General features: G+C 35.8%; 11 protein-coding genes. All 11 read left to right on the top strand.

From position 1 onward, the window contains the following. Positions 1–253: 253 nt before the first annotated feature. The 11 genes from AC3Y25_RS17885 to AC3Y25_RS17835 all read left to right on the top strand — a co-directional run bounded on the left by AC3Y25_RS17885 (position 254) and on the right by AC3Y25_RS17835 (position 23,304). Positions 254–2,584 carry a DUF5703 domain-containing protein gene (locus tag AC3Y25_RS17885; RefSeq protein WP_489903676.1) on the top strand — a complete coding sequence of 777 codons (2,331 nt, stop codon included), beginning with the start codon at positions 254–256 and terminating at the stop codon, positions 2,582–2,584. A 15-nt stretch (positions 2,585–2,599) separates the two neighbouring features. Then, entirely contained in the window at positions 2,600–5,059 is a 2,460-nt protein-coding gene (locus AC3Y25_RS17880) for a pectate lyase family protein (protein WP_489903675.1), read from the top strand. A 236-nt stretch (positions 5,060–5,295) separates the two neighbouring features. Beyond that, on the top strand, positions 5,296–7,311 hold the full coding sequence (locus tag AC3Y25_RS17875; RefSeq protein WP_489903674.1) for an aceric acid hydrolase: 2,016 nt from the start codon (positions 5,296–5,298) through the stop codon (positions 7,309–7,311). A gap of 271 nt (positions 7,312–7,582) precedes the next feature. Further along, positions 7,583–8,569, top strand: a complete 987-nt coding sequence (locus AC3Y25_RS17870; protein WP_489903673.1) for a pectinesterase family protein — start codon at positions 7,583–7,585, stop codon at positions 8,567–8,569. Positions 8,570–8,573: 4 nt separating this feature from the next. Continuing rightward, a complete protein-coding gene (locus AC3Y25_RS17865; protein ID WP_489903672.1) occupies positions 8,574–9,356 on the top strand; it encodes a rhamnogalacturonan acetylesterase in 783 nt (260 codons plus the stop codon). A 668-nt stretch (positions 9,357–10,024) separates the two neighbouring features. Beyond that, on the top strand, positions 10,025–13,417 hold the full coding sequence (locus AC3Y25_RS17860; RefSeq protein ID WP_489903671.1) for a SusC/RagA family TonB-linked outer membrane protein: 3,393 nt from the start codon (positions 10,025–10,027) through the stop codon (positions 13,415–13,417). A gap of 18 nt (positions 13,418–13,435) precedes the next feature. Beyond that, complete coding sequence (locus tag AC3Y25_RS17855; protein WP_379799338.1) at positions 13,436–15,412, top strand: RagB/SusD family nutrient uptake outer membrane protein; 1,977 nt, start codon at positions 13,436–13,438, stop codon at positions 15,410–15,412. A gap of 101 nt (positions 15,413–15,513) precedes the next feature. Next, positions 15,514–17,226, top strand: a complete 1,713-nt coding sequence (locus AC3Y25_RS17850) for a polysaccharide lyase (protein WP_489903670.1) — start codon at positions 15,514–15,516, stop codon at positions 17,224–17,226. Positions 17,227–17,510: 284 nt separating this feature from the next. Then, on the top strand, positions 17,511–18,200 hold the full coding sequence (locus AC3Y25_RS17845; RefSeq protein WP_489903669.1) for a DUF3826 domain-containing protein: 690 nt from the start codon (positions 17,511–17,513) through the stop codon (positions 18,198–18,200). A 55-nt stretch (positions 18,201–18,255) separates the two neighbouring features. After that, the gene (locus AC3Y25_RS17840; protein WP_489903668.1) at positions 18,256–19,962 is read left to right on the top strand and encodes a polysaccharide lyase; all 1,707 of its coding nucleotides are present in this window, start codon (positions 18,256–18,258) and stop codon (positions 19,960–19,962) included. Positions 19,963–20,220: 258 nt separating this feature from the next. Continuing rightward, positions 20,221–23,304, top strand: a complete 3,084-nt coding sequence (locus AC3Y25_RS17835) for a DUF6298 domain-containing protein (RefSeq protein ID WP_489903667.1) — start codon at positions 20,221–20,223, stop codon at positions 23,302–23,304. The last annotated feature ends 132 nt before the right edge of the window (positions 23,305–23,436 follow it).

Here is a 23,436-nt window from a genome sequence, read left to right as displayed (position 1 = left end):
AAAGACCACATCAGGGAATTGATGGAAAAAAGCCAATTGAAATGATAAATCCGTTACCGAAATAAGTAACTTTTACAATTTCGACGAAGGAGAAATCTCCACGAGAAGCTCGACAAAGATTGGCGACTGTTGCGGAGTTACTTGCGAATATTTCTCCTTCGTCGAAATGACAAAAATGAGAATAAATCTGCGAGAGAAAATTAAAAAAAAATATACCTACAAGGTTTTGGAAACCTTGCAGGAAACGTAAAAAATGAAAAATAATATACTATTACTACTTCTCTTCACCACGCTTTGCCTCAAAGCGCAAATTCCTGCACTTGATAATTACAATCAAGTTTGGACAACGCAAAGCAACAATTCATCAGAATCTATGCCTTTAGGTGGTGGTGATATTGGTATGAATGTTTGGGTAGAGAAAGGTGATTTGTATTTTTATTTTTCACGAAGCGGCACTTTTGATGAACATAATACTTTATTGAAATTAGGACGTGTGAAGGTGACTTTAAGCCCGAATCCGTTTGAAGGGACAATAGGTTTTCGTCAGGAGTTAAAACTGAAAGACGGATATGTTTTAGTTGGCCAAAATGATACTAAGATTAAACTTTGGGTGGATGTTTTTAAACCGATTATTCATGTTGATTTAGAAAGTAAAAATCCGTTGAAAATGACAGCTTCTTATGAAAGTTGGCGTTTTCAAAATCGTTATCCGAAAGGAAAAGAAAACAACGCCAATTCCTATAAATGGGCACCTCAGGGAGAACTTATTACGTATAAAGATTCTATTTCGTTTGAAAATAACGGAGTTAAATTTTATCATAGAAATAGAGAAAATACGGTTTTTGATGTAGCGGTTAAACAGCAGAAAATGGAATCGGTTAAAGCCCAAATGCTGAACCCGATTGCGAATCTGACTTTCGGCGGATTTATGAAAGGTGATAATTTAAAACCCGATGGAACATATTTAGGGAAATACCAGTCGACAGATTTTAAAGGATTTACTTTATCAAGTATAAAATCTTCGAAAAAACATTCATTGGAAATTTATTTAAATAACAATCAATCTGATTTTTCTACTTGGGATAATGGATTGAAAAGTCTAATTTCTTCGAATAAAAACACAGTAAAACAAGCTGAAAAAAACACTCAAAAATGGTGGAATAATTTTTGGAACCGCAGTTTTATTTTCACTCAAAAAAATCAATCAACTGCCAGAGATTCGGTTTACCAAATTGGACAGAATTATCAGTTGTTCAGATATATGCTGGGATGCAATGCGTACGGAAAATATCCAACAAAATTTAACGGCGGACTTTTTACAGTTGATCCTGTTTACACCAATAAAGACTTGAACTTTACGCCTGATTTCAGAAATTGGGGAGGAGGAACCATGACGGCTCAAAACCAACGATTGGTTTATTTTCCGATGGTAAAAAGCGGTGATTTTGATATGATGAAATCGCAATTGGATTATTACGTAAGTCTTCAAAAAAATGCTGAATTAAGAAGCAAAGTATATTGGAATCACAACGGAGCTTCATTTACAGAACAATTAGAAAATTTTGGACTCCCAAATCCAGCTGAATACGAATGGAAACGTCCTGCAGATTATGATCCGGGAATGGAATACAATGCTTGGCTCGAATACGAATGGGATACCGTTTTGGAATTCTGCCAAATGATGTTGCAGCAGAAAGAATTTGCAGGAGAAGACATTCAAAAATACAATCAATTCATCATCAGCTGTCTTCGTTTTTTCGATGAACATTATCAATACTTAGCAAAACAGCGAGGAAGAAAAGCTTTAGATGGAAAAGGAAAATTAATTCTTTTTCCAGGTTCGGGAGCGGAAACTTATAAAATGGCAAATAATGCCAACAGTACAATTTCGGCTTTGCAAGTTATTACAGAAAACCTTTTAAACCTTTCAGGAAATCAGTTGTCAAAAGAAGACGTTGAATATTTAAAAGCATTTCAAACGAGAATTCCGCCTTTAAATTTCGGGCAGATCGAAAATCATAAAGTTTTGCTTCCTGCCAAAACATGGGAAAGAATTAATAATTCTGAAGTTCCGCAATTGTATCCTGTTTATCCGTGGGGAATTTATGGTGTTGGAAAACCTGATTTGGAAACGGCTTTAAATACATGGAAATACGATCCAGATGCTTTAAAATTCAGAAGTCATATTGGATGGAAACAGGATAATATTTTCTCGGCTCGTTTGGGTTTAACCGAAGAAGCAGCAAAATATAATACGCTAAAAATGGCCAATTCAGACAGACGTTTTCCAGCTTTTTGGGGTCCAGGATTTGACTGGGTTCCAGATCATAATTGGGGCGGATCGGGAATGATTGGCATGCAGGAAATGCTTTTGCAGGAAACAAACGAGAAGATTTATCTTTTCCCAGCTTGGCCAAAAGAATGGAATGTCCATTTTAAATTGCATGCCAAACAAAACACAACAATTGAAGCCGAACTCATGAATGGAGAATTGAAGGTTTTAAAAGTAATTCCAGAAGAAAGAAAAAAAGACATTATAAATCTGTTAGGGAAATCTGAAGCAGAGAAAACGAAATTAAACTAACTATTGCCAACTATAATGATAAAGAAATTAATAAGTGCTGCTGTTTTGTCCATGCTTTTGACCACAAATGGACAAGCACAATCAGTTGCAAATACTGATAAACAAGTTGTAAAAGTGGACTTTGACTTTTTTCAAAGAAGACTAGAAGAAGTTCATGACCCAAGTTATGATTCGTGGGTAATTAATGAAGGAAAAGAAGCTGAAAAATCATTTAATAATGTGTCTTTTAAGTTAAAAGGAAACTTTACTTCAAAGTGGTACAAAGTTGGGATGAGTGCTCCACATTACAATAGATTAGGAAGTGATGGATTGGTTACGGCTGAAAATTTAGAATTGAAAATCAGCGGATTGAAAGCTGGCAAACATACACTTTTGACTTTTCATAACGCTTTTGATGTGATTACAGGGAAAATTTTTTCTCCGATCAAAATCTATGTTAACGGAAAACTTCAGGAAACGGTAAATGCGAGTCAGAGAGCCAATGCTAAAATTGATGCTTCGATGGCATATATTACTTTTAATGCTGAAAAAGGCAAGGATGTAGTTGTTCGTTTTGAAATTGATCCGACTTCTAATCCAGATGTTGTTAAGCAAATTGTGATTAATGGTTTCGAAATTGATACACCAAACTTGATGAATCAGGCGCGTACTCCAGAACCAAAAAATAGAGATGAACATGTTGAAGTAACTAAAAGTTTAATTTTAAAATGGGATGCTCCAAATAGTGTTGCAGCGCATAATTTGTATTTTGGTGAAGACAAAAATGCTGTAGAAAATGCAACAGAATCTTCAAAAGAATTCAAAGGAAAACTGATTGATAAAAATTTTACAGTTTCAGATTTATACAGCGGTACAACTTATTATTGGAGAGTAGATGAATTGGATAATAAAGGTGATGTAACTCAAGGGAATGTGTGGTCTTTTAAACCTGCACAATTGGCGTTTCCGGGAGCAGAAGGCTACGGACGTTATGCAGTTGGAGGTCGTGGCGGTAAAGTAATTGAAGTAACGAACTTAAATGACGATGGACCGGGAAGTTTACGTGATGCCATCAATCAGGAAATTGGACCGAGAACGATTGTTTTTACTGTTTCGGGAAATATAAAACTGGAATCTAGATTAGTGGCAAATCAGCCCTATATTACTATTGCAGGACAAACTGCTCCTGGTGAAGGAATTACTATTAGCAGAGCTCCAATAGGTTTGACAGGAAATGATGGTGTCATGAGATTTTTAAAAGTTCGTATTGGAGGAGGCAGAACGTTTGATGGAATGGGATTAACGGGTGCAGATTACAGTATTATCGATCATTGCTCGATAAGCTGGACAATTGATGAGTCGTTTAGTTCACGAGGAGCGCATCACATTACATTACAGCGAACTTTAATTTCGGAAGCGTTAAATGTTGCGGGACACGGAAAATACGAAGCTGGTAAAATGCACGGTTATGCAGCGACAATTGGCGGTGATATTGGAAGTTTTCATCATAACTTATTGGCACATAATTACGGACGTAACTGGAGTATTGGCGGTGGTTTAAGCGGTGACGGATTCTACACTGGAAGATTGGATATTACAAATAATGTGGTGTACAATTGGGGGAAAAGAGCAACAGACGGCGGTGCAAACGAAGTTAATTTTGTAAATAATTACTATAAACCAGGTGCTTCAACTGCAATTTTTGTAGCGCTGAATGCACAGCATGAAGGCGTTGGAAAAGGTATGCAGCGCTATTATTTTGATGGAAATGTTATGCCAGGTTATTTTGATGAAAAATCTCAGGAAAAAGGCAGAAAATTTACTACCACAAATAAAGAGAAGGTAGAGTATGAAACTTTCGTTGACAAACCATTTTTTCCTTCGTATGTAGAAACGCAATCAGCGAAAGCGGCTTATAAAAATGTACTTTCCGATGTTGGCGCTAATCAACCGTTTTTTGATAAGCACGACAACCGAATTATTGGTGAAACTCTAAAAGGAACTTTCACTTACAAAGGAAGTAAAAGCAGTTTAGGTGGAATGATCGATAATGAACAAGACGCTGGAGGATGGCCAAATTTTGTTTCAGAAAGTCGCCCATCAGATTGGGACACAGATCATGACGGTTTGCCAAATTGGTGGGAAAAAGCTTTCGGTTTAAATGAAAATTCGCCTGCTGGAGATTTCTCAGATGCGAATCAAGATACTGATAAGGATGGATTTACACAGTTGGATAATTATTTAGACTGGTTGGCTCAGCCTCATTATTTTGTAAATTCTGGGGAGAAAAAGATTTTAAGTGCTGTAGATTATTTCAAAGGTTATGAAAAGAAACCTGTGTATACTTTCTCAGAGCTTAAAAATGGAAAAGTGGTTTTAAAAGGAAAAGAAATTCAGTTTACAACTGTTGAAAAAGGATTTGCTTCTTTCGTTCTAACTGTAAAAGATGCAGACGGAGATTCAATGAGCAGAACCATTAATTTCTTTATTAAATAAAAAAAAAAGGTTTCACGCAGATTTTGACTGATTTAGGCAGATCTCTGCAGATTTTTTTAAAGAATAAAAATCAATAAATATCTGCTAAAATCTGCAAAATCTGCGTGAAAAAAAACAGATTAGGAGATTATAATAGATTAAAAGAAAAAAATAAATCAGCGCAATCTGCTAAATCTGCGAGAAAAATTTAAACTCTCGCAGATTTAGCAGATCCAGCAGATTAAATTTATATCAAAATGAAAAAGAACATCATCATATCATCTCTATTGCTTTCAACTGTAATCTTTGCGCAGAACAAAGGTTTGGTTGCGAATTCAGAAAGTCCATATTCAAAACTTCAGAGCGTAGGCCTGCAAGATGTAAAATGGACAAACGGTTTCTGGAAAGAACAATTTGATGTAGAAACCAAAAATACTTTGCCTTACATGTGGGATTTGTATCATAATGAAACTTCGCATGCCTATAAAAATTTCGAAATTGCTGCAGGTTTAAGCAAAGGAACTTTCAAAGGACCTTCGTTTCATGATGGCGATTTCTATAAGATTTTTGAAGGAATGGCTGCTACGTATGCTGTTACAAAAGATAAAAAGCTCGATGCCGAAATGGATAAAGCCATTGCGCTTTTCGCGAAAGTGCAGCGTAAAGATGGCTATATTCATACACCGGTTTTAATCGATGAACGTTGGGGAACTTTAGGCCCAGAAGAAGTGAAAAAACAATTGGGTTTTGAGAAATACAATATGGGACATTTAATGACTGCAGCTTGTATTCATTATCGCGCCACGGGAAAAACAAACTTCCTGAATATTGCAAAAGGTGTTGCCGATTTCTTGTATGATTTCTATAAAAAAGCTTCGCCAGAGTTGGCTCGAAATGCGATTTGTCCGTCTCATTATATGGGAATTGTCGAAATGTACAGAACGACTAAAAATCCGAAATATTTGGAATTAGCTAATAATCTAATTGACATTAGAGGAACTACAAATGACGGAACTGATGACAATCAGGATCGAATTCCGTTTAGACAGCAGACAACTGCAATGGGTCACGCTGTAAGAGCCAATTACCTTTACGCGGGAGTTGCCGATTTGTATGCCGAAACGGGAGAAAAGAAATTATTAGACAATTTAGAATCGATTTGGGATGATGTAACGTATCGCAAAATGTACATTACTGGAGGTTGCGGTTCTCTATACGACGGCGTTTCGCCAGACGGAACTTCTTATGATCCAACTGTAGTTCAGAAAATTCATCAGGCTTATGGAAGACCTTTTCAATTACCGAATGCAACGGCTCATACTGAAACCTGCGCTAATATTGGAAATGTGTTATGGAACTGGAGAATGCTTCAAATTACGGGAGATGCCAAATATGCTGATATTGTAGAATTAGCTCTTTATAACAGTGTACTTTCAGGAATGGATTTAGAAGGAGAAAAATTCTTGTATAATAATCCGCTGAATGTTTCTAATGATTTACCATTTCATCAGCGTTGGGGAAATGAGCGTGAAGGTTATATCGCCTTATCAAATTGCTGCGCTCCAAACGTAACGAGAACAATTGCCGAAGTTGGAAATTATGCGTACAATATTTCGAAAAAAGGCTTGTATGTAAATTTATACGGAAGTAATCAATTGAAAACAAAGTCTTTAAGTGGAGAAGAAATAGAAATTGAGCAGCAAACCAATTACCCTTGGGACGGAAAAATAACGTTGAAAATTATAAAAGCGCCAAAAGATTTGCAGACTTTCTTTTTAAGAATTCCAGGTTGGAGTGAGAATGCGGAAGTTACAGTCAATAATACAAAGATTACTGAAAAAATCGTTTCTGGAACTTACTTGAAATTAAATCAAAAATGGAAAAAAGGAGATGTAATTGAATTGAATCTTCCAATGCCAGTTGAACTAATGGAAGCGAATCCGTTGGTGGAAGAAGTTAAAAATCAGGTAGCTGTAAAAAGAGGACCTTTAGTGTATTGTTTAGAATCAGATCAGCTTCCTGCTAAAATTAGTGTAAATGATGTGGCTTTGAATTTGAAATCAAATTTCGCAACCAACAATTTTACATTAAACAATAGAAACTTAGTAAGCATTGATGCTGAGGCCGTTATAAATTCGAATAATTCTTGGAATAAAACGTTGTACAAACCGCTTTCTTCTAAAGATGCAACTGTAGTTCCAGTAAAATTAATTCCTTATTTTGCGTGGGGAAATAAAGGAAAAGGGGAAATGACGGTTTGGATGTCGCATTAATTTTTGGACGCGGATGATACGGATTGCCCTTGGCAAAACGCGGATTAAAACGGATTTCTAATTTTATTGAAATACAATCATCTTTGTCAAAGTTCAAAACTTTGACAAAGATTTTTTGCAGTAACCATAAAGTTTGTCATTTCGACGAAGGAGAAATCTTCGCGAGAAGCTCGACAAAGATTGGTGTTTCACTTTGCGGAGTTACTTGCGAAGATTTCTCCTTCTTCGAAATGACAAAAAGTCTCTAACCAAAATATAATAAAATAAAAATATGAAATACATTCTAGCCTTATTTTTAATAGCAACCCTTTCAATATCAGCCCAAACGCTCGGTAATAAATTGACATTAACCGTTGCACAAGACGGTTCTGGAGATTTTAAAACTATTCAAGAAGCGGTGAATAATGTGAAAGACAATTCAGAAAAAAGAGTTGTAATTACTATAAAGCCAGGAAAGTATGTTGAGAAATTGGAAATTCCTGCTTCAAAACCCTTTATTACTTTAAAAGGTTTGGACCGAAATAAAACGATTATTTCATTTGATGATTATTCAGGAAAACCGCTTCGAGAACTAGATCCGTTGGGTAAAAAAGAATTCGGAACAGGAACTTCATATTCTTTTATAATTAAAGGAAATGATTGTACGCTTGAAAATCTTACTGTCGAGAACACAGCAGGAAGAGTAGGGCAGGCAGTGGCACTTCATATTAAGGGAGATAGAATTATTGTAAAAAATTGCAATCTTTTAGCCAATCAGGATACACTTTATTTGTCGGAAGGAAACACTCGAACTTATTTTGAAAACTGTTTTATCAATGGTACAACCGATTTTATTTTCGGCGCTGCCACGGCTTATTTTTATAAATGTACGATTGAAAGTTTAGTCAATTCCTATATTACAGCGGCTTCAACTCCGCAGGGACAAGCCTATGGTTTTGTTTTTGTTGATTGTAAGCTTACCGCAAAAGACAAATCGGTAGATAAAGTATTTCTGGGAAGACCTTGGAGACCTTATGCCCAAACCGTTTTCATTAATACAGATTTAGGTTCGCACATTATTCCAGAAGGTTGGAATGCTTGGATTGATACTCGTTTTCCAGATAAAGATAAAACCGCTTATTATGCTGAATATGGAAGTAAAGGCTCGAGTGCAAAAGATTTGTCTTCACGTGTTTCTTGGTCGCATCATTTAAAAAAAGAGGATGTACAGAAATATAATATAGATTTAGTTTTTAACGGATGGAATCCAAAAAAATAAACTCATGAAGAAATTTAGATTTTTTGCAATAACATTGTGCTCGGTTTTAATACTGAGCGCTTTTAGTTTTAAGTCGAAAGTAACAACCATTTATTTAATTGGAGATTCTACCGTTGCCGATTATTCGTTAGAAGAAAATTATCAAACTAAAAAGTTTCCGCAGGTTGGTTGGGGACAGGTTTTTCAGCCTTTTTTTGGAAAAGACAGTTTAAAATTGGTTTCTAATGTTTTAGGCTCTGCCAAAGAAGTAAAAGTAGATGACCGTGCAAAAGGCGGTAGAAGTACGAGAACTTTTTTTCAGGAAGGGCGTTGGTCTTCGGTTTACCAATCGCTTCAAAGAGGAGATGTTGTCATGATGCAGTTTGGTCATAATGATGCTTCTGTTGAAAAAACTGAACGTTATGTAAATATTGAAGGTTATAAAGAGTTCCTTCGACTTTTCATTAATCAGACCAAAGAAAAAGGCGCAACACCAATTGTGCTTACTCCAGTTGCTCGAAATTACCCTTGGAAAGATGGAAAACTTTCAAATGTTCATGGGGACTATCCGCAAGCGGCTATTGAGGTTGCAAAGGAATTGAAGGTGAAATATATTGATCTGAATGAACTTTCGATGAATTTCTTCTCTTCAAAAGGCCAAGAATATGTCACTACGAATTACTTTATGAATTTTGAAGCGGGTAAGTTTCCTGCTTTTCCAGAGGGACAAAAAGACAATACACATTTCCAAACTCAGGGCGGAATTGAAGTTGCTCGATTGGTTTTTAATGCACTGAAGAAATTATAGGTTTATAAAAATAAGGTAAGCCCGCTAATGATTGGATTTAGCGGGCTTTTTTGTGCTTTCCATTCATCACAAAAATCAAAAAAAAAGCTATTTGCAATTTGTTGGTCAGAATTTACGTTTAAAAATATTTTTTTTTAGTAAAATAAATTAAGGATTTTTTTTGAGTATCCTGTAGCTATCCTGTATTTGTTTTTGTAAGCTTTTTAATCTAAAAAAAATATACTTATAGTATTTATCTCTATCGTTTTCGTAAAAATTAGTATTTTCTAAGCTATTATCTATCAGCAGTGATAGTAATTAGTTTTGCAGAATATATACTATATGTTTATTTTTGATAACAATCTTATTGTTTTTTAGTCAAAATGAGTTTTTAAATTTTGTTATAAGCAAACATTTGTCTTAAATATTTAGGTTCGTCTATTTTTTCCATTCGTTTTTTATTAATATTGTTTTTTTTGAGTGTTTTTTTTTGAAATAACATGATTAAAACAGGATAGAGCAGGACGGTTCTAATGTGTCATCGTCATATTTTTGGAATATTAAAATAAATGTGTTTTAAACATTTAATAAAATTAATTTAAGATCCCATTAAGAAAAATTTTGTTAATAGAAGAGGCGCATTAAACATGACTAACTAACAATTAATAACCTAACCAAAAAAAACATTTATGAAACAAGCACTTATAAAAAGATGTAGTTTTCTTTTGTTTGCACTGATGAGTGTATTGAGTTATGCTCAAAATCAAGTTACAGTAACGGGAACCGTTACAGACAATTTAGGTGGACTATTACCTGGAGTTAACGTAACTGAAAAATCTACCAAAAATTCAGTGACAACAGATTACAATGGAAAGTATCAAATTAAAGTTAAAAGCGGAGGGACATTAGTATTTTCTTTCATCGGAATGAAGAAAATAGAAATTCCTCTTAATAATCGTTCTATTGTTAATGCAAAAATGGAAGACGATTTTAATCAATTAGAAAATATTGTTGTAGTTGGTTACGGTAGTCAGAAGAAAAAAGAACTTACGGGAGCGATTGCTACTATTAAGGCAGATGACTTAATGGATTTACCTGTAACCAATTTATCTGACGCATTAAAAGGATTAGTTCCTGGTGTTACTGTTACTAGTGGTACTGGTCGTCCTGGGGATGCAGGATCTGTTCAAATCCGTCAAACTTTTAGTTTATCTAAAGATGGAGGTTTTAGTACACCTTTAATCATCATTGATGATATGATTCAGGTTGATCCAAGTAATGGTAAGCCTACATTGGAGCAATTCAATAGATTAGATCCTTCTGAGATTGAAAGTATTACGGTATTAAAAGATGGTTCTGCTGCAATTTACGGTTCGCGTGCTTCACAAGGAGCAATTGTTGTAAAAACAAAACGTGGTAAAGCTGGTAAAGCAAAGTTTTCATACAATAGTCAATTTGCAATAAATGATGCAGTGAGCCACAGTAAAGTATTGGATGCTTACGAATTTGGAGTTTTTAGCAACAGATTTTTTAAATCTAGAGTAGCTGCACCGGCTGTTATTGATCCGGCTACTATCTATTCGGATGCAGAATTGGAGCAAATGAAAGGCTTAAATTATAACTGGTTAAAAGAAGCTTGGAAACCAGCTATTCAGCAAAAACACTCTTTTAATGTGAGTGGAGGTACTGAAGATATTACCTATTTTGCTGGTGCAACTTATTTGACGCAAGATGCAAATTTAGGAAATCAAAAGTATGATAAATGGAACTTCCGTACAGGTATCAATGCGAAAATTGCTAAGAATTTAGATTTTTCTGCTTCTGTTTCTGGAAACGTTGGAACAGTTGATAAATCATTCACTAAAGCATCATCAAATATTAGTGATGGTAGTTATGCTTCTGCTGCTGGTGGAGAACAGGCAGATTACGGATTCTTGTTACACATGCCGCAACACGTGCCTTGGGAAACAAATGTAGATGGTAAAAATTATTATGTTTCTCCATTTCCTAATTCAAACAAAAACTTCGGAAGCGCAAATGCAAACAATAATATTGCAGGATGGAACTATTTTGCCAATTTAAATAATGGTTCACATCAAGTTACAGATGATAATACATTCAATGTAAATGCTTCCTTAAACTATAAATTGGCTGCAGTTAAAGGATTATCTTTCAAAGTTACGTATTCAAGAAATCAAAGTTCAGCTTACACAGAGCAAATTCAATTGCCTTATGATTTAGTTAGAATTAGAGATTATCAACTTCAAGACAAACACTTAGCAAGTGCTGCTAATCCTAGTTTTTATAATGCAACAACAAATCCAACAGGTAGTTATATTTTAGAGACGAATGTAAGAAACTCGAGAGTGTATTATAACAATACAGACGGTAAAAGTACTCAAGGAGATTTCATGATCAACTATGACAGAACTTTTGGAGATCATCAAATTGGAGCCATGGTAGGGGGTGAAGCTTCTGAAGTATACAATACATTTACACGTTTGGCTTATGAGCAAACAGGTAAAGATTATTTAGGAGATTATCGTACAGCTGGTACATTAAGCCTTTCTAATAGCCAGGCTACAAAAGTTGAAGGAGGAACGTTATCTTATTTTGGACGTTTAAATTATAGCTTTAAACAAAAATATTTATTCCAGTTTATTTTACGTAGTGATGCTTCGACAAAATTTGCACCAGAGAATTATTGGGGAACTTTCCCATCTGTTCAAGTGGGTTGGGTAATGTCTAAAGAAAATTGGTTTGAAAAAGGATTGCCTTGGGTTGACTTCTTTAAAATTCGTTACTCTATTGGTAAAACAGGAAAAGATAATATTCAGCCTTGGAGATGGGAGCAATATTATGATCTTATCGTAGACAAAGGTTTTCAGTTTGGACCTGGTACAGCAACGAGTGGTGGTGGATTTAATGGAAATGGTTTGACTCCTAGAGTAAATCCAAATAGAAATGTAACATGGGACACTACTATAAAAAACAACGTTGGAGTTGATATTAATTTGTTGAAAAACAGATTAAACTTTACTTATGATTTTTATTACGATAAAAATACAGATATGTTAACAGATATGAGCAGTGCTGTAGGTGTGCCAATTTCTGTAGGAGGAGCTTATGCCGAACAAAACTATGGTCAAATTGACGCGTGGGGACATGAATTTTCTATTAACTGGAGTGATAAGATAAAAAGTAACATGAGTTACAATATTGGAATCAACTTTAGTTACAATAATAATGAAATCAAAAAATATCCAGATCAAGGAAATCTTGTTCCATCAAGTAATACGACACGTGTAGGATATTCATCATTTAATCCAGTATGGGGATTTGCAGTTTGGAAAGGAACTTCGACAGGAGATGGTATTTTACGTACAGATGAAGATATTGCAAATTACTGGGCATATTTAACAGAACGTGCTACAGCAGTTGGAGGAGTGCCAAGATATTTTGATATCAACTCTGTTTCTGGAATGAGAAAAGGATCTTTGGCTTATCAAGATGTTGCTGGACAACTTAATCCAGATGGAACATTAGCACCAGCAGACGGACAAATCATGAAAGAGAATGATTATGTGAAATTGGCTAATAGCAGTAGAACTTACGGTTTTACAACCAATTTAGGTTTTAAATATGAAGGATTCTCTTTGAGAACTCAAATCGCAACTTCTTGGGGAGGAGCTAATTTTGTAGACTTAGTAAATCAAGGTACATCATCTGCAAACAATATGTGGTCTCGTGAGAGTTTCTGGAGAGATATGTATGATGCTGAGGATAATCCAAATGGTAAATATCCAAACGTAGCACAATGGACCTATATGTCTAGTCCATCAGATTTCTGGCAGCTAAACACTTTCCGTTGTTTTGTTAGAAATTTAAGTCTTAACTATGACATCCCTAAGAAAGTTTTTGCAGATACAAAAATTGCTGCTATAACGCTGGGAGTAACAGGTAATAATCTTTGGGATTTATACAATCCTTATCCAGATCATTATAGAAATATGTATGATAATTCTTCTGTAAATTATCCTACACTTAGAACTTGGTCGCTTAATTTTAACGTATCATTCTAATCAAAATTAAAAGAAACTATGAAAACACCATTTAAATATATAACACTATCACTATTGCTTGCTGTAGGTGCTGCTTCTTGTAGTGATGATTTTCTAAAGGATAAGAAAGGTTATGGCTTTTACGATGATACATTCTACCAAACCCAAGAGCGTGCACAAGCCTATGTAGACAATCAATATTATGATTTTTATAATGCTTATAAGTCACCAACCGCTACAATTATTGGTTCTTATACAGATGCAAATTCAAGATTGACAGAAGAGTTAGGTGGAACACAAGATTTTATCAATCCAAACAAAACACTTATAAACTCAGCTGATGCAAGTGGTTATTATGGAGCGAAATTAGCAACTAGTATCAATAACCATCCATACAACAGAATTAGAGAGTGTAATGCCTTTTTAGAAGACATTGATGTAAAAGGTTCTAATTTGGATAAAACATTTCGTGACCAAGCAAAAGGACAGATGTATTACATGCGTGCCATGCAGTATTTTGATCTAATGCGTGTTTATGGAGGAGTTCCTATTGTAACAACTGTTCAAGATGCATCGGCTACTGATGCTTCAATTCAGTTGCCTAGAGCAAAAGTTTCTGAGGTTGTGGCACAAATCGTTAGCGATTTAGATATGGCCGCAAGTTTATTACCTAGTAACTGGGGCGCTGCAGCTTACGGGCGTTTTACTAAAGGAGCTGCGATGGCTCAGAAATCTAGAGTACTTTTAACATTTGCAAGCCCTTTATTTAATAAAAATTGGGACGGTTCAAACGAACGTTGGGAAGCGGCTTTGAAAGCAGGATTGGAAGCAGAAGCTCAATTGACTGCTGACGGTTATGGATTATATGGAAGCACTGCAAAACAATGGGAGCAAATGTTCTTGATTGATAACGCTTTCTGTTCAGAAGCAATCACAGTGCAACTTTGCGGATTTGGTGTTACTTCTCAAGCAATTAATAACTCTTGGGAAAAAGGAATCCGTTTATTGAGTTTAGGTGGAACAGGTGGAGGAGTTGCTGCTCCAAAAGAAATGATTGATTTATTCCCGATGGCAAATGGTAGTAGACCAACTGCTGCAAACGGTTACAATGATTTTACTTTCTTCGTGAATAGAGATCCTAGATTTTACAGAACTTTTGCCTTCTCTGGTTCTAAATGGGGAAGCAAAGAAACTCCAAATAGCGTTCTTTGGGCTTACCGTTGGTTAGATGGTTCAAATAAAGCAGGGTTTTCAGATGGAAATACTGCAATATCTAGTCCAGCTTTCGTAAGAAAAATGACAAATACTGCGGCTAGTAAAGAAACAAACTTCCAATATTCTGGTACAGATATTTTTGAATATCGCTATGCTGAATTATTATTAAACATTGCAGAATGTTATGCTGCTTTAGGTCAGACTAGTAACACTATAGCTTACTTAGGAAGAATTAGAAATCGTGTTGGTATTCCTTCAGCAAACAATTACGGAATTGGAACCCTTTCTGATAAGTATCAAGCAATTGAAGCTGTTTTATATGAGCGTAGAGTAGAATTAGCTTACGAAGGAAAACGTTTTTGGGATGTTCAAAGATGGATGTTATATGATAATGAAGTATTGCCTGGAGTTACAGGAGGTACTGTAAGTAAATTAGGTTTAACACCAATTAACGGAACAAAACGTACTGGTAACTTTTTACAATATAGAGTTTCAACATCTTCAGCAACTACAGATCCTTTGGCTAGTGCTCGTGCAAATGTGGTAGCAGATCCAGATGCGGCAAATTTCCAAGCTCAATTAGCAACATTGGCAACATTTTATAATACAAACTTTATCCGTACAGCATTAGTTACGCCTATGGATAACTTTAATGGAGCGCCGGTTAATATCAAATTCAATCCTAACTATTATATTAATGGTTTAAATACAACGGCTTTAACTGCAAATCCTTGGCTATTACAAACTATTGGTTGGAATGATAACTTTGGTGGACTAGGCACTTTCAATTATCAAGAATAGATTTTTATTAAAAAACAGATATATTACAAAGCTTTTCACCTGTATTCGTCAAAAGATACAGGTGATTTGTTTAAAAAGAATTACCACAACTACAAATTAACATGAAAAATTCCGCATTATTTATCGCATCATCTCTGCTTTTTTTAGGAAGTGCAAAATGTTTTGCACAATATCCGAAGATAAGTCCAGAAGTTCAGGCTCAAGAAAAAGCAATTAAAGAAGAAGCTCAAAGACTTTCTGATGAAGCTTGGACAAAAGCTTTAGTTGTTATTGAAGAAGAAGCAAAACACGGAAAACCTTATATCCCGTGGGCAGCAAGACCAACCGATTTACCTCAGGCAGAAATTCCTGCTTTTCCAGGTGCTGAAGGTGGCGGAATGTACACATTTGGAGGACGTGGCGGAAAAGTTTATACGGTAACAAGTCTTGAAGACCGTGGACCAGGAACTTTACGTGAAGCTTGTGAACAAGGAGGAGCGAGAATTGTGGTATTTAACGTTGCCGGAATTATTAGATTGAAAAGTCCGTTGATTATTCGTGCGCCTTACATTACAATTGCAGGACAAACAGCTCCTGGCGATGGTATTTGCATTGCAGGAGAATCAACTTGGATTGATACGCATGACGTAATTATCAGACACGTACGTTTCCGTCGTGGAGAAACTTTTGTAGGCCGTCGTGATGATGCAATCGGAGGAAATCCTGTTGGAAATATCATGATCGACCACGTTTCTGCAACTTGGGGATTAGACGAAAACATGTCAATCTACAGACATATGTACAATCCAGGACCAGGTTATCCAGACATTAAAGTAGGAACGGTAAATATTACCATCCAAAACAGTTTATTCGGAGAAGCTTTGGATACTTACAATCACGCGTTCGGAAGTACTTTAGGTGGAGAAAACTGTTCTTTCATGAGAAATATGTGGGCTAACAATGCAGGAAGAAACCCTTCTATCGGTTGGAACGGAATTTTCAATTTTGTAAATAACGTAGTTTTCAACTGGTACAATAGATCTACAGATGGTGGAGATTATACTGCTAATTACAACATCATCAACAACTTCTACAAACCAGGTCCTGTAACCGATTTAACTCAGCCAATCAGCTATAGAATTTTAAAACCAGAATCGGGAAGAAGTAAATTGCCATATGTGGTTTTCGGAAGAGCTTACGTAAACGGAAATATTATTGACGGAAACGAAAAAGTGACTAAAGACAACTGGGACGGCGGTATTCAGCTTGAAAATAAAAAAGGCGAATTAATGACTTACGATGAAGCAAAAGAATATTTTGCTAAAATGAAAGCTGCTAAACCTTTTCCAATGCCATGGTTCCGTCCATTCATGAAAGCAGACGAAGCGTATGAATTTGTTCTTAAAAATGTTGGAGCAACCTTACCAATAAGAGATAAAGTAGACGAAAGAATCGTAAGAACTGTAAAAACTGGAGTTCCAGAATATGCAAAAGGACTAGAGAAAAAGACTTTCTACCAATTCGAACACAGACGTTTACCGATGGATTCGTATAAAAAAGGCATTATCACTGATATTTCTCAAGTTGGAGGATATCCAGAATACAAAGGAAAACCTTATGTAGACACTGACAAAGACGGAATTCCAGATGCATGGGAGAAAAAATACGGTTTAAATCCGAATGATCCATCTGATGCGCAAGGAGATTTAAATGGAGACGGATACACTAATATTGAAGATTACATCAACGGTGTAAATCCTGCGATAAAAGTAGACTGGAAAGATTTGACTAATAACAAAGAAACATTAGTTAGACCTTTATTAGATTTAAAATAGGAACAATTTTTGAAAACATTCCTGTTTTTAAAAAGCAGGAATGTTTTTAAAAAAGAGCCTGAAAGGCTCAAAGCAATAACAAAGGACAACGTCCTTTGACAGTAGAATAGAAGAGAAAAAGCCCTGAAAGGGCGAAAGCAATTAATGAAAATAGACAAAGGCTTGCGCCCTTTCAGGGCTCTGTCTACATGATTTGTGAGTCATAGGATTTTATCCTATGGTATTGCTTAAAGGCCGTTGGCCTTATGATTGAGTTAAAAAAAATAACTAAAAAAAGAAAGACAATGGCACTAAATAGAATAAATGCTGGTTTATTATCGTTGGTTTTTGCATTTTCAAGTTTAAATGCACAACAGCATTTAGATCCTGAATATGTAAAGGTTACCAATGAAAGAGCGGCAAAAATCGTTACCAAATTAGATTTGAAAAACGAATCAAAAGAGAAAGCAGTTTCAAATATCATCGCACAGCAATTCAGAGATTTGACTGAAATTCAGGATGGAAGAGATGCTGAAATCAAAAAAGTAAAAGAAGATACTTCTTTGGTTAAAGAAAAGCAAAACGAGAAAATTGATAAACTGAAAGCAAAAGCTGACGAATCAATTGCAAAACTGCATAAATCTTACATCAAAAAATTAGGTAAAGAATTATCAGAAGACAAAATTACTGAGGTTAAAGACGGAATGACTTACGGCGTGCTTCCAATAACAGTTGCTGGTTACAACGACATGCTTCCAAATTTAACTGCAGAACAAAAAGACTACATCTACAAAGCATTAGTGGAAGCCAGAGAACACGCAATGGATGCCGGTTCATCTAAAGAAAAACACGGCTGGTTTGGCAAATACAAAGGAAGAATTAACAACTATTTATCAAAGCAAGGTTACGATCTTAATAAAGAAAGTAAAGACTGGCACGAACGTGTCGAGCAAAGAGAGAAGAATAAAGTAAAAGATTCTACTGCAAAAGAATAATTTTCTCTTTTAAAATTTTCTATTACAACTATTAACTACAACCACACACAATTCTATGCAAAATATTTTCCCAAAACATATTTTAAAGAGAACATTTATGGCGTTGTCATTTTGTTCTCTTGTGTCATCGGCATATGCGCAATATCCTGTAATTCCAAAACCTGTTCAAGAAAAAGCAGATGTTATTTTGGCTGATGAAGAAAAAAGGCTGAGCGAAATTTGGAATGCTAATCTTCACATCATCAAAGAAGAGGCAAAACAAGGAAAACCGTATTTGCCTTGGGCATCTTATCCAAAAGATTTTGTTTTGGCAGATATTCCTGCTTTCCCTGGTGCTGAAGGCGGTGGCGCATACACACAAGGCGGTCGCGGCGGAAAAATATTTGTGGTTACGAGTTTAGAAGACAGCGGAAAAGGAACTTTTCGTGAAGCCTGCGAAGCCGTTGGAGCAAGAACAATTGTTTTTAATGTTTCCGGAATTATTCAATTGAAAAAAAGAATCAGCATGCGTGCGCCTTACGTAACCATTGCGGGACAGACTGCTCCGGGTGACGGAATTTGTATTGCTGGAGAAACTTTAGAAATTGATACACATGACGTAATTATTCGTCATATGCGTTTTAGACGTGGTGCAACCGAAGTAACCAGAAGAGACGATGCATTGGGCGGAAATCCGATGGGAAATATTATTGTAGATCATTGTTCTGTAAGCTGGGGATTAGACGAAAATATTTCGTTATACAGACATCAGTTTGCTGCTAATGCAAAATCGAAACTGGAAAAATTACCAGCTTGTAATATCACCATTCAAAACACCATTTCATCAGAAGGTTTAGATACGTACAATCACGCTTTCGGAAGTACAATCGGCGGATTAAATAGTACGTTTATGCGCAACTTATGGGCCGACAACATTTCAAGAAATGCTTCTATCGGAATGTATGGCGACTTTAATTTTGTGAATAACGTAGTATTTAATTGGTGGAATCGTACGCTTGACGGAGGAGATTATCGTTCGATGCTGAATATCATCAATAATTATTTCAAACCGGGTCCGATAACACCAACAGATCAGCCAATTCGCTACAGAATTGTAAAACCTGAATCTGGATATATTGAACCAAAACAATACGGAAGAGCGTATGTTTCAGGAAACTTTATCGTTGGTTCTCCAGAAGTTACAGCAGACAACTGGAATGGCGGAGTGCAATTAGAAGATCTTCCGGAAGCAGAAACGGCAGCATTTTTAGCAGCAATCAAACAGCCAAAACCTTTTTCAATGCCAAAATTCAATATCATGTCGGCAGAAGAAGCTTACGATTTTGTTTTAACGAATGTTGGAGCGACAATTCCGAAAAGAGATGCTGTTGATGAGAGAATTATCAAACAAGTACGTACAGGAAAAATTGAAGTTAAAGACGGTTTAGAAAATTCAATTGGAAAAGAATATATCAAAAGAAGATTACCTGCCGATTCATATAAAAAAGGAATTATAACACATCCTGATCAAGTTGGCGGATATCCAACTTACAAAGGAAAAGCCTATAAAGATTCAGACAATGATGGAATTCCAGATGCTTGGGAAAAGAAATACGGTTTAAATCCGAATGATGCTTCAGATGCTAATAAAGATGCAAATGGAGACGGATATACCAACATCGAAAAGTATTTTAACGGAATCGATCCAAATAGTAAAGTTGATTGGACAAGATCGGAAAATAATACGGATACATTGGCTAAGTTAAAGTCTTTATTACAATAGTTAAGTATTCTCAACGCAAACCTGACAGGTTTAATAACACAAAGAATATCATCTAGTTTGTCATTCCGAGGAACGAGGAATCACACTAGAAGCTCCGCAACAGTGCGTAAATCCCGCGTGAGATTTCTCCTTCGTCGAAATGACAAGATTGTGGAAATGCTTAACTTTAGAAAATTGAAAAATATACTAAAAGTGAATTTCATTAAACAAAATATAATCCCTTGCTTCAAAAACACATTAGTAATAATGTGTTTTACTATGTCTATATGTAGCAACATCACAGCCCAAAACACTTTCCCAGATATCATCAAAACGAAAGAAGGAAAACTTTCTTTTACAACCGATAATCAAGGAAATCAAATCCCTGATTTTTCTTTTGCTGGATACAGAAACTCTGAAGTTGCCATTCCGAATCTAGACAACAAAATTTTTGTTTTTATACAAGAAGAAGATGCAACACAGAAAATCCAAAACGCGATTGATTATGTAAGTGCATTAAAACCAGATAAATCAGGTTTTCGTGGAGCAGTTTTGTTAGACAAAGGAATTTTCAAAATCAGCGGAACATTATACATTAGAAAATCAGGAGTAGTTTTAAGAGGAAGCGGAAATTCCGAAAACGGAACCGTACTTTTAGGAACAGGTTTAGAAAGAGAAGCTTTAATTAGAATTTTAGGTGTAAATGATAAAGTGTATAAAGATTCATTTGAATTCGCTAACGCATACACACCACTTGGAACTCAGAAAATCCAATTAAAAAATACTTCAAAATTAAAGGTTGGAGACGAAATTGAAATCAGCGAACCTTTAACAGATAATTTCATTAAAGAAGTAAAGATGCAAGATTTCGGCGGAGAAACTTCATGGATTGGTTGGAAAAAAGGCGACTGGATTACCACTTGGAATCGTGTCGTAACCAAAATAAACGGAAACGAAGTAACTGTAAATGCACCAATCACTATGTCTTTGGATGATGTTTTCGGAACTTCAAAAGTAACTGTTTATTCTTGGGAGGGAAGAATTGAAAATAACGGAATTGAAAACATCTTAATAAAATCAACTTACAATCCTTCAAACTTAAAAGACGAAGAACATAGATGGCAGGCTATCAGCATTGAAAACACCAGAAATGCTTGGGTAAAACAAGTTAATTTTAAACACTTTGCAGGCGGAGCGGTTACAATTTTAAAAACAAGCCAGCAGATTACGGTTGAAGATTGTATCGCTACAGAACCAATTTCTGAAATCGCTTCATTCAGAAGACATACTTTTTATACCGAAGGTCAGCAGACTTTATTTCAGCGTTGTTATTCAGAATTTGGATATCATGATTTCGCTGTAGGCGGATTCGGAACAACTGGCCCAAATGCTTTCGTACAATGCGAATCACATCAACCATTTGAAAACAGCGGTGCAATTGGAAGCTGGGCAACAGGAGTTTTATTTGACATTGCCAATATCGACGGAAAAGCACTAAGTTATAATAACAGAGAACAAGGCGGAAGAGGAGCAGGATGGACAGCTGCGAATTCTGTAATCTGGGAATCATCGGCATCAAAAGTAGAATGTTATAGTCCGCCAACAGCTCAAAACTGGGCTTTTGGAGTTTGGGGACAATTTGGAGGAAACGGGCATTGGAAAAACGTAAACGAACATATCAGTCCAAGAAGTTTATTCTACACACAACTAGAAGCCAGATTAGGAAAACTTCCAGTTCAGCCTTTTATCTATGATTTAGGTTCAGAAGCTTCTTCAAGTCCGAGTGTAGAAGTGGCTGCAGAATTGACTAAAAACGCTGCTACAACGGCAAAAAGTTTACAAGAATTGATTGCAGAAGCTTCAAAAGCAAATCCGATTAATACAGACAGTAAAGGTTTAAAAAATGCAAACGATTTAAAAGTTGCTTCAAATAAAACAGAGAAATCAGCTTCTAAAGTAACAATAGAAAACGGTTGGTTGACCTTTGAAGGAAAAGTAATTGCAGGAAAACAAACCAATGTTGCTTGGTGGAGAGGCGATTTAACAGACGATTTCGTTAACAAATCTACACCACACATCACGCGTTTTGTACCTGGAAGAACAGGAAACGGATTGACGGATAAAGTGCAGGAAACTGTAGACTATTTGACTAAAAACAATATCGTTGCCTTAGAACACAATTACGGTTTATGGTACGACAGACGACTGGACGATCACGAACGTGTTCGAAGAATCGATGACGATGTTTGGCCTCCGTTTTACGAACAGCCTTTCGCAAGAAGCGGAAAAGATTTCGCTTGGGATCATCTGAGTAAATACGATTTAACAAAATTCAACGATTGGTACTGGAGCCGTTTAGCGCAGTTTGCAACGCTGGCAGAACCAAACGGACAGCTGTTAATCAATCAGCAATATTTTCAGCATAATATTTTAGAAGCCGGAGCGCATTGGGCAAGTTCGCCTTGGCGTTCAGCAAACAATATCAACAGTACAGGATTTCCAGAACCGCCACCTTACGCAGGAGACAAACGTATTTTTATGGCCGAGCAATTTTACGATATTACCAATGTTCAAAGAAGAAAATTGCACGAAGGTTTCATCAGAAAATCGTTCGAAAACTTTCAGGAAAACAGCAACGTAATTCAGTTAACAAGCGCCGAGTATACAGGTCCGTTACATTTTATGGAATTTTGGTTAGACCAAGCTCAAAAATGGAAAGACGAAACAGGCAAAAAAGGATTAATTGGTTTAAGTGCCACCAAAGATGTTCAGGATGCTATTTTAAATGATGCCAAAAGAGTAAAAACAGTCGATGTAATAGACATTCGTTATTGGTATTACAAAGAAGATGGTTCAGCCTACGCTCCGCAAGGAGGCGTAAATTTAGCGCCAAGACAGCACGCCAGAAAACTAAAAACCGGAAAAGAAACGGATAATCAAGTATATCGTGCCGTTCGTGAATACAGAGAAAAATATCCTGAAAAAGTCATTTTATATTCAACAGATGGTTCTTCAAGATTTGGATGGCCAGCTTTAATGGCAGGAGCTTCATTGCCAAATATTCCGAAAATTGAACTGCCTCAGTTTTATGCCGCTTTAAGCGAAATGAAATTAGTTGAAGGAAATACGTTTTCAGACAATCTTTGGAAGTTAGAAAACAAAGGAAAAAGCTATCTTTTTTATTTGAAAACCGACCAAGATATCACAATCGATTTATCAAATGAAAAAGGAACATTTGAAGTATTTGCAATTAATGCAACAACAGGAAATATAACGAAAAAAGCAAATATCAGCGGAGGAAAACAAGTGACAATCCCACAAGCCGAAATAAAAGAAAAAGTGCTTTTTATTGTGAAAAAATAAAAGTTTTAATAGCCACGAATTCACGAATTAATTTTGAGAAGAATTAATCTGATTAATTACCCAAATCTGCAAGAGAAAAATTTCACGCAGATTTAAAAAAAGATAAAAGCAGATTAGACAGATTTTTTAAAA

This window comes from Flavobacterium sp. LK-23, assembly GCF_058135255.1.
The sequence above is the reverse complement of the archived record's forward strand: the minus strand, read 5'-3'. Positions and strand labels throughout refer to the sequence as shown.

Coding starts and splice junctions, on each gene's coding strand:
- AC3Y25_RS17885 (WP_489903676.1), top strand. CDS start 254: ATGAAAAATAATATACTATTACTACTTCTCTTCACCACGCTTTGCCTC.
- AC3Y25_RS17880 (WP_489903675.1), top strand. CDS start 2,600: ATGATAAAGAAATTAATAAGTGCTGCTGTTTTGTCCATGCTTTTGACC.
- AC3Y25_RS17875 (WP_489903674.1), top strand. CDS start 5,296: ATGAAAAAGAACATCATCATATCATCTCTATTGCTTTCAACTGTAATC.
- AC3Y25_RS17870 (WP_489903673.1), top strand. CDS start 7,583: ATGAAATACATTCTAGCCTTATTTTTAATAGCAACCCTTTCAATATCA.
- AC3Y25_RS17865 (WP_489903672.1), top strand. CDS start 8,574: ATGAAGAAATTTAGATTTTTTGCAATAACATTGTGCTCGGTTTTAATA.
- AC3Y25_RS17860 (WP_489903671.1), top strand. CDS start 10,025: ATGAAACAAGCACTTATAAAAAGATGTAGTTTTCTTTTGTTTGCACTG.
- AC3Y25_RS17855 (WP_379799338.1), top strand. CDS start 13,436: ATGAAAACACCATTTAAATATATAACACTATCACTATTGCTTGCTGTA.
- AC3Y25_RS17850 (WP_489903670.1), top strand. CDS start 15,514: ATGAAAAATTCCGCATTATTTATCGCATCATCTCTGCTTTTTTTAGGA.
- AC3Y25_RS17845 (WP_489903669.1), top strand. CDS start 17,511: ATGGCACTAAATAGAATAAATGCTGGTTTATTATCGTTGGTTTTTGCA.
- AC3Y25_RS17840 (WP_489903668.1), top strand. CDS start 18,256: ATGCAAAATATTTTCCCAAAACATATTTTAAAGAGAACATTTATGGCG.
- AC3Y25_RS17835 (WP_489903667.1), top strand. CDS start 20,221: ATGTCTATATGTAGCAACATCACAGCCCAAAACACTTTCCCAGATATC.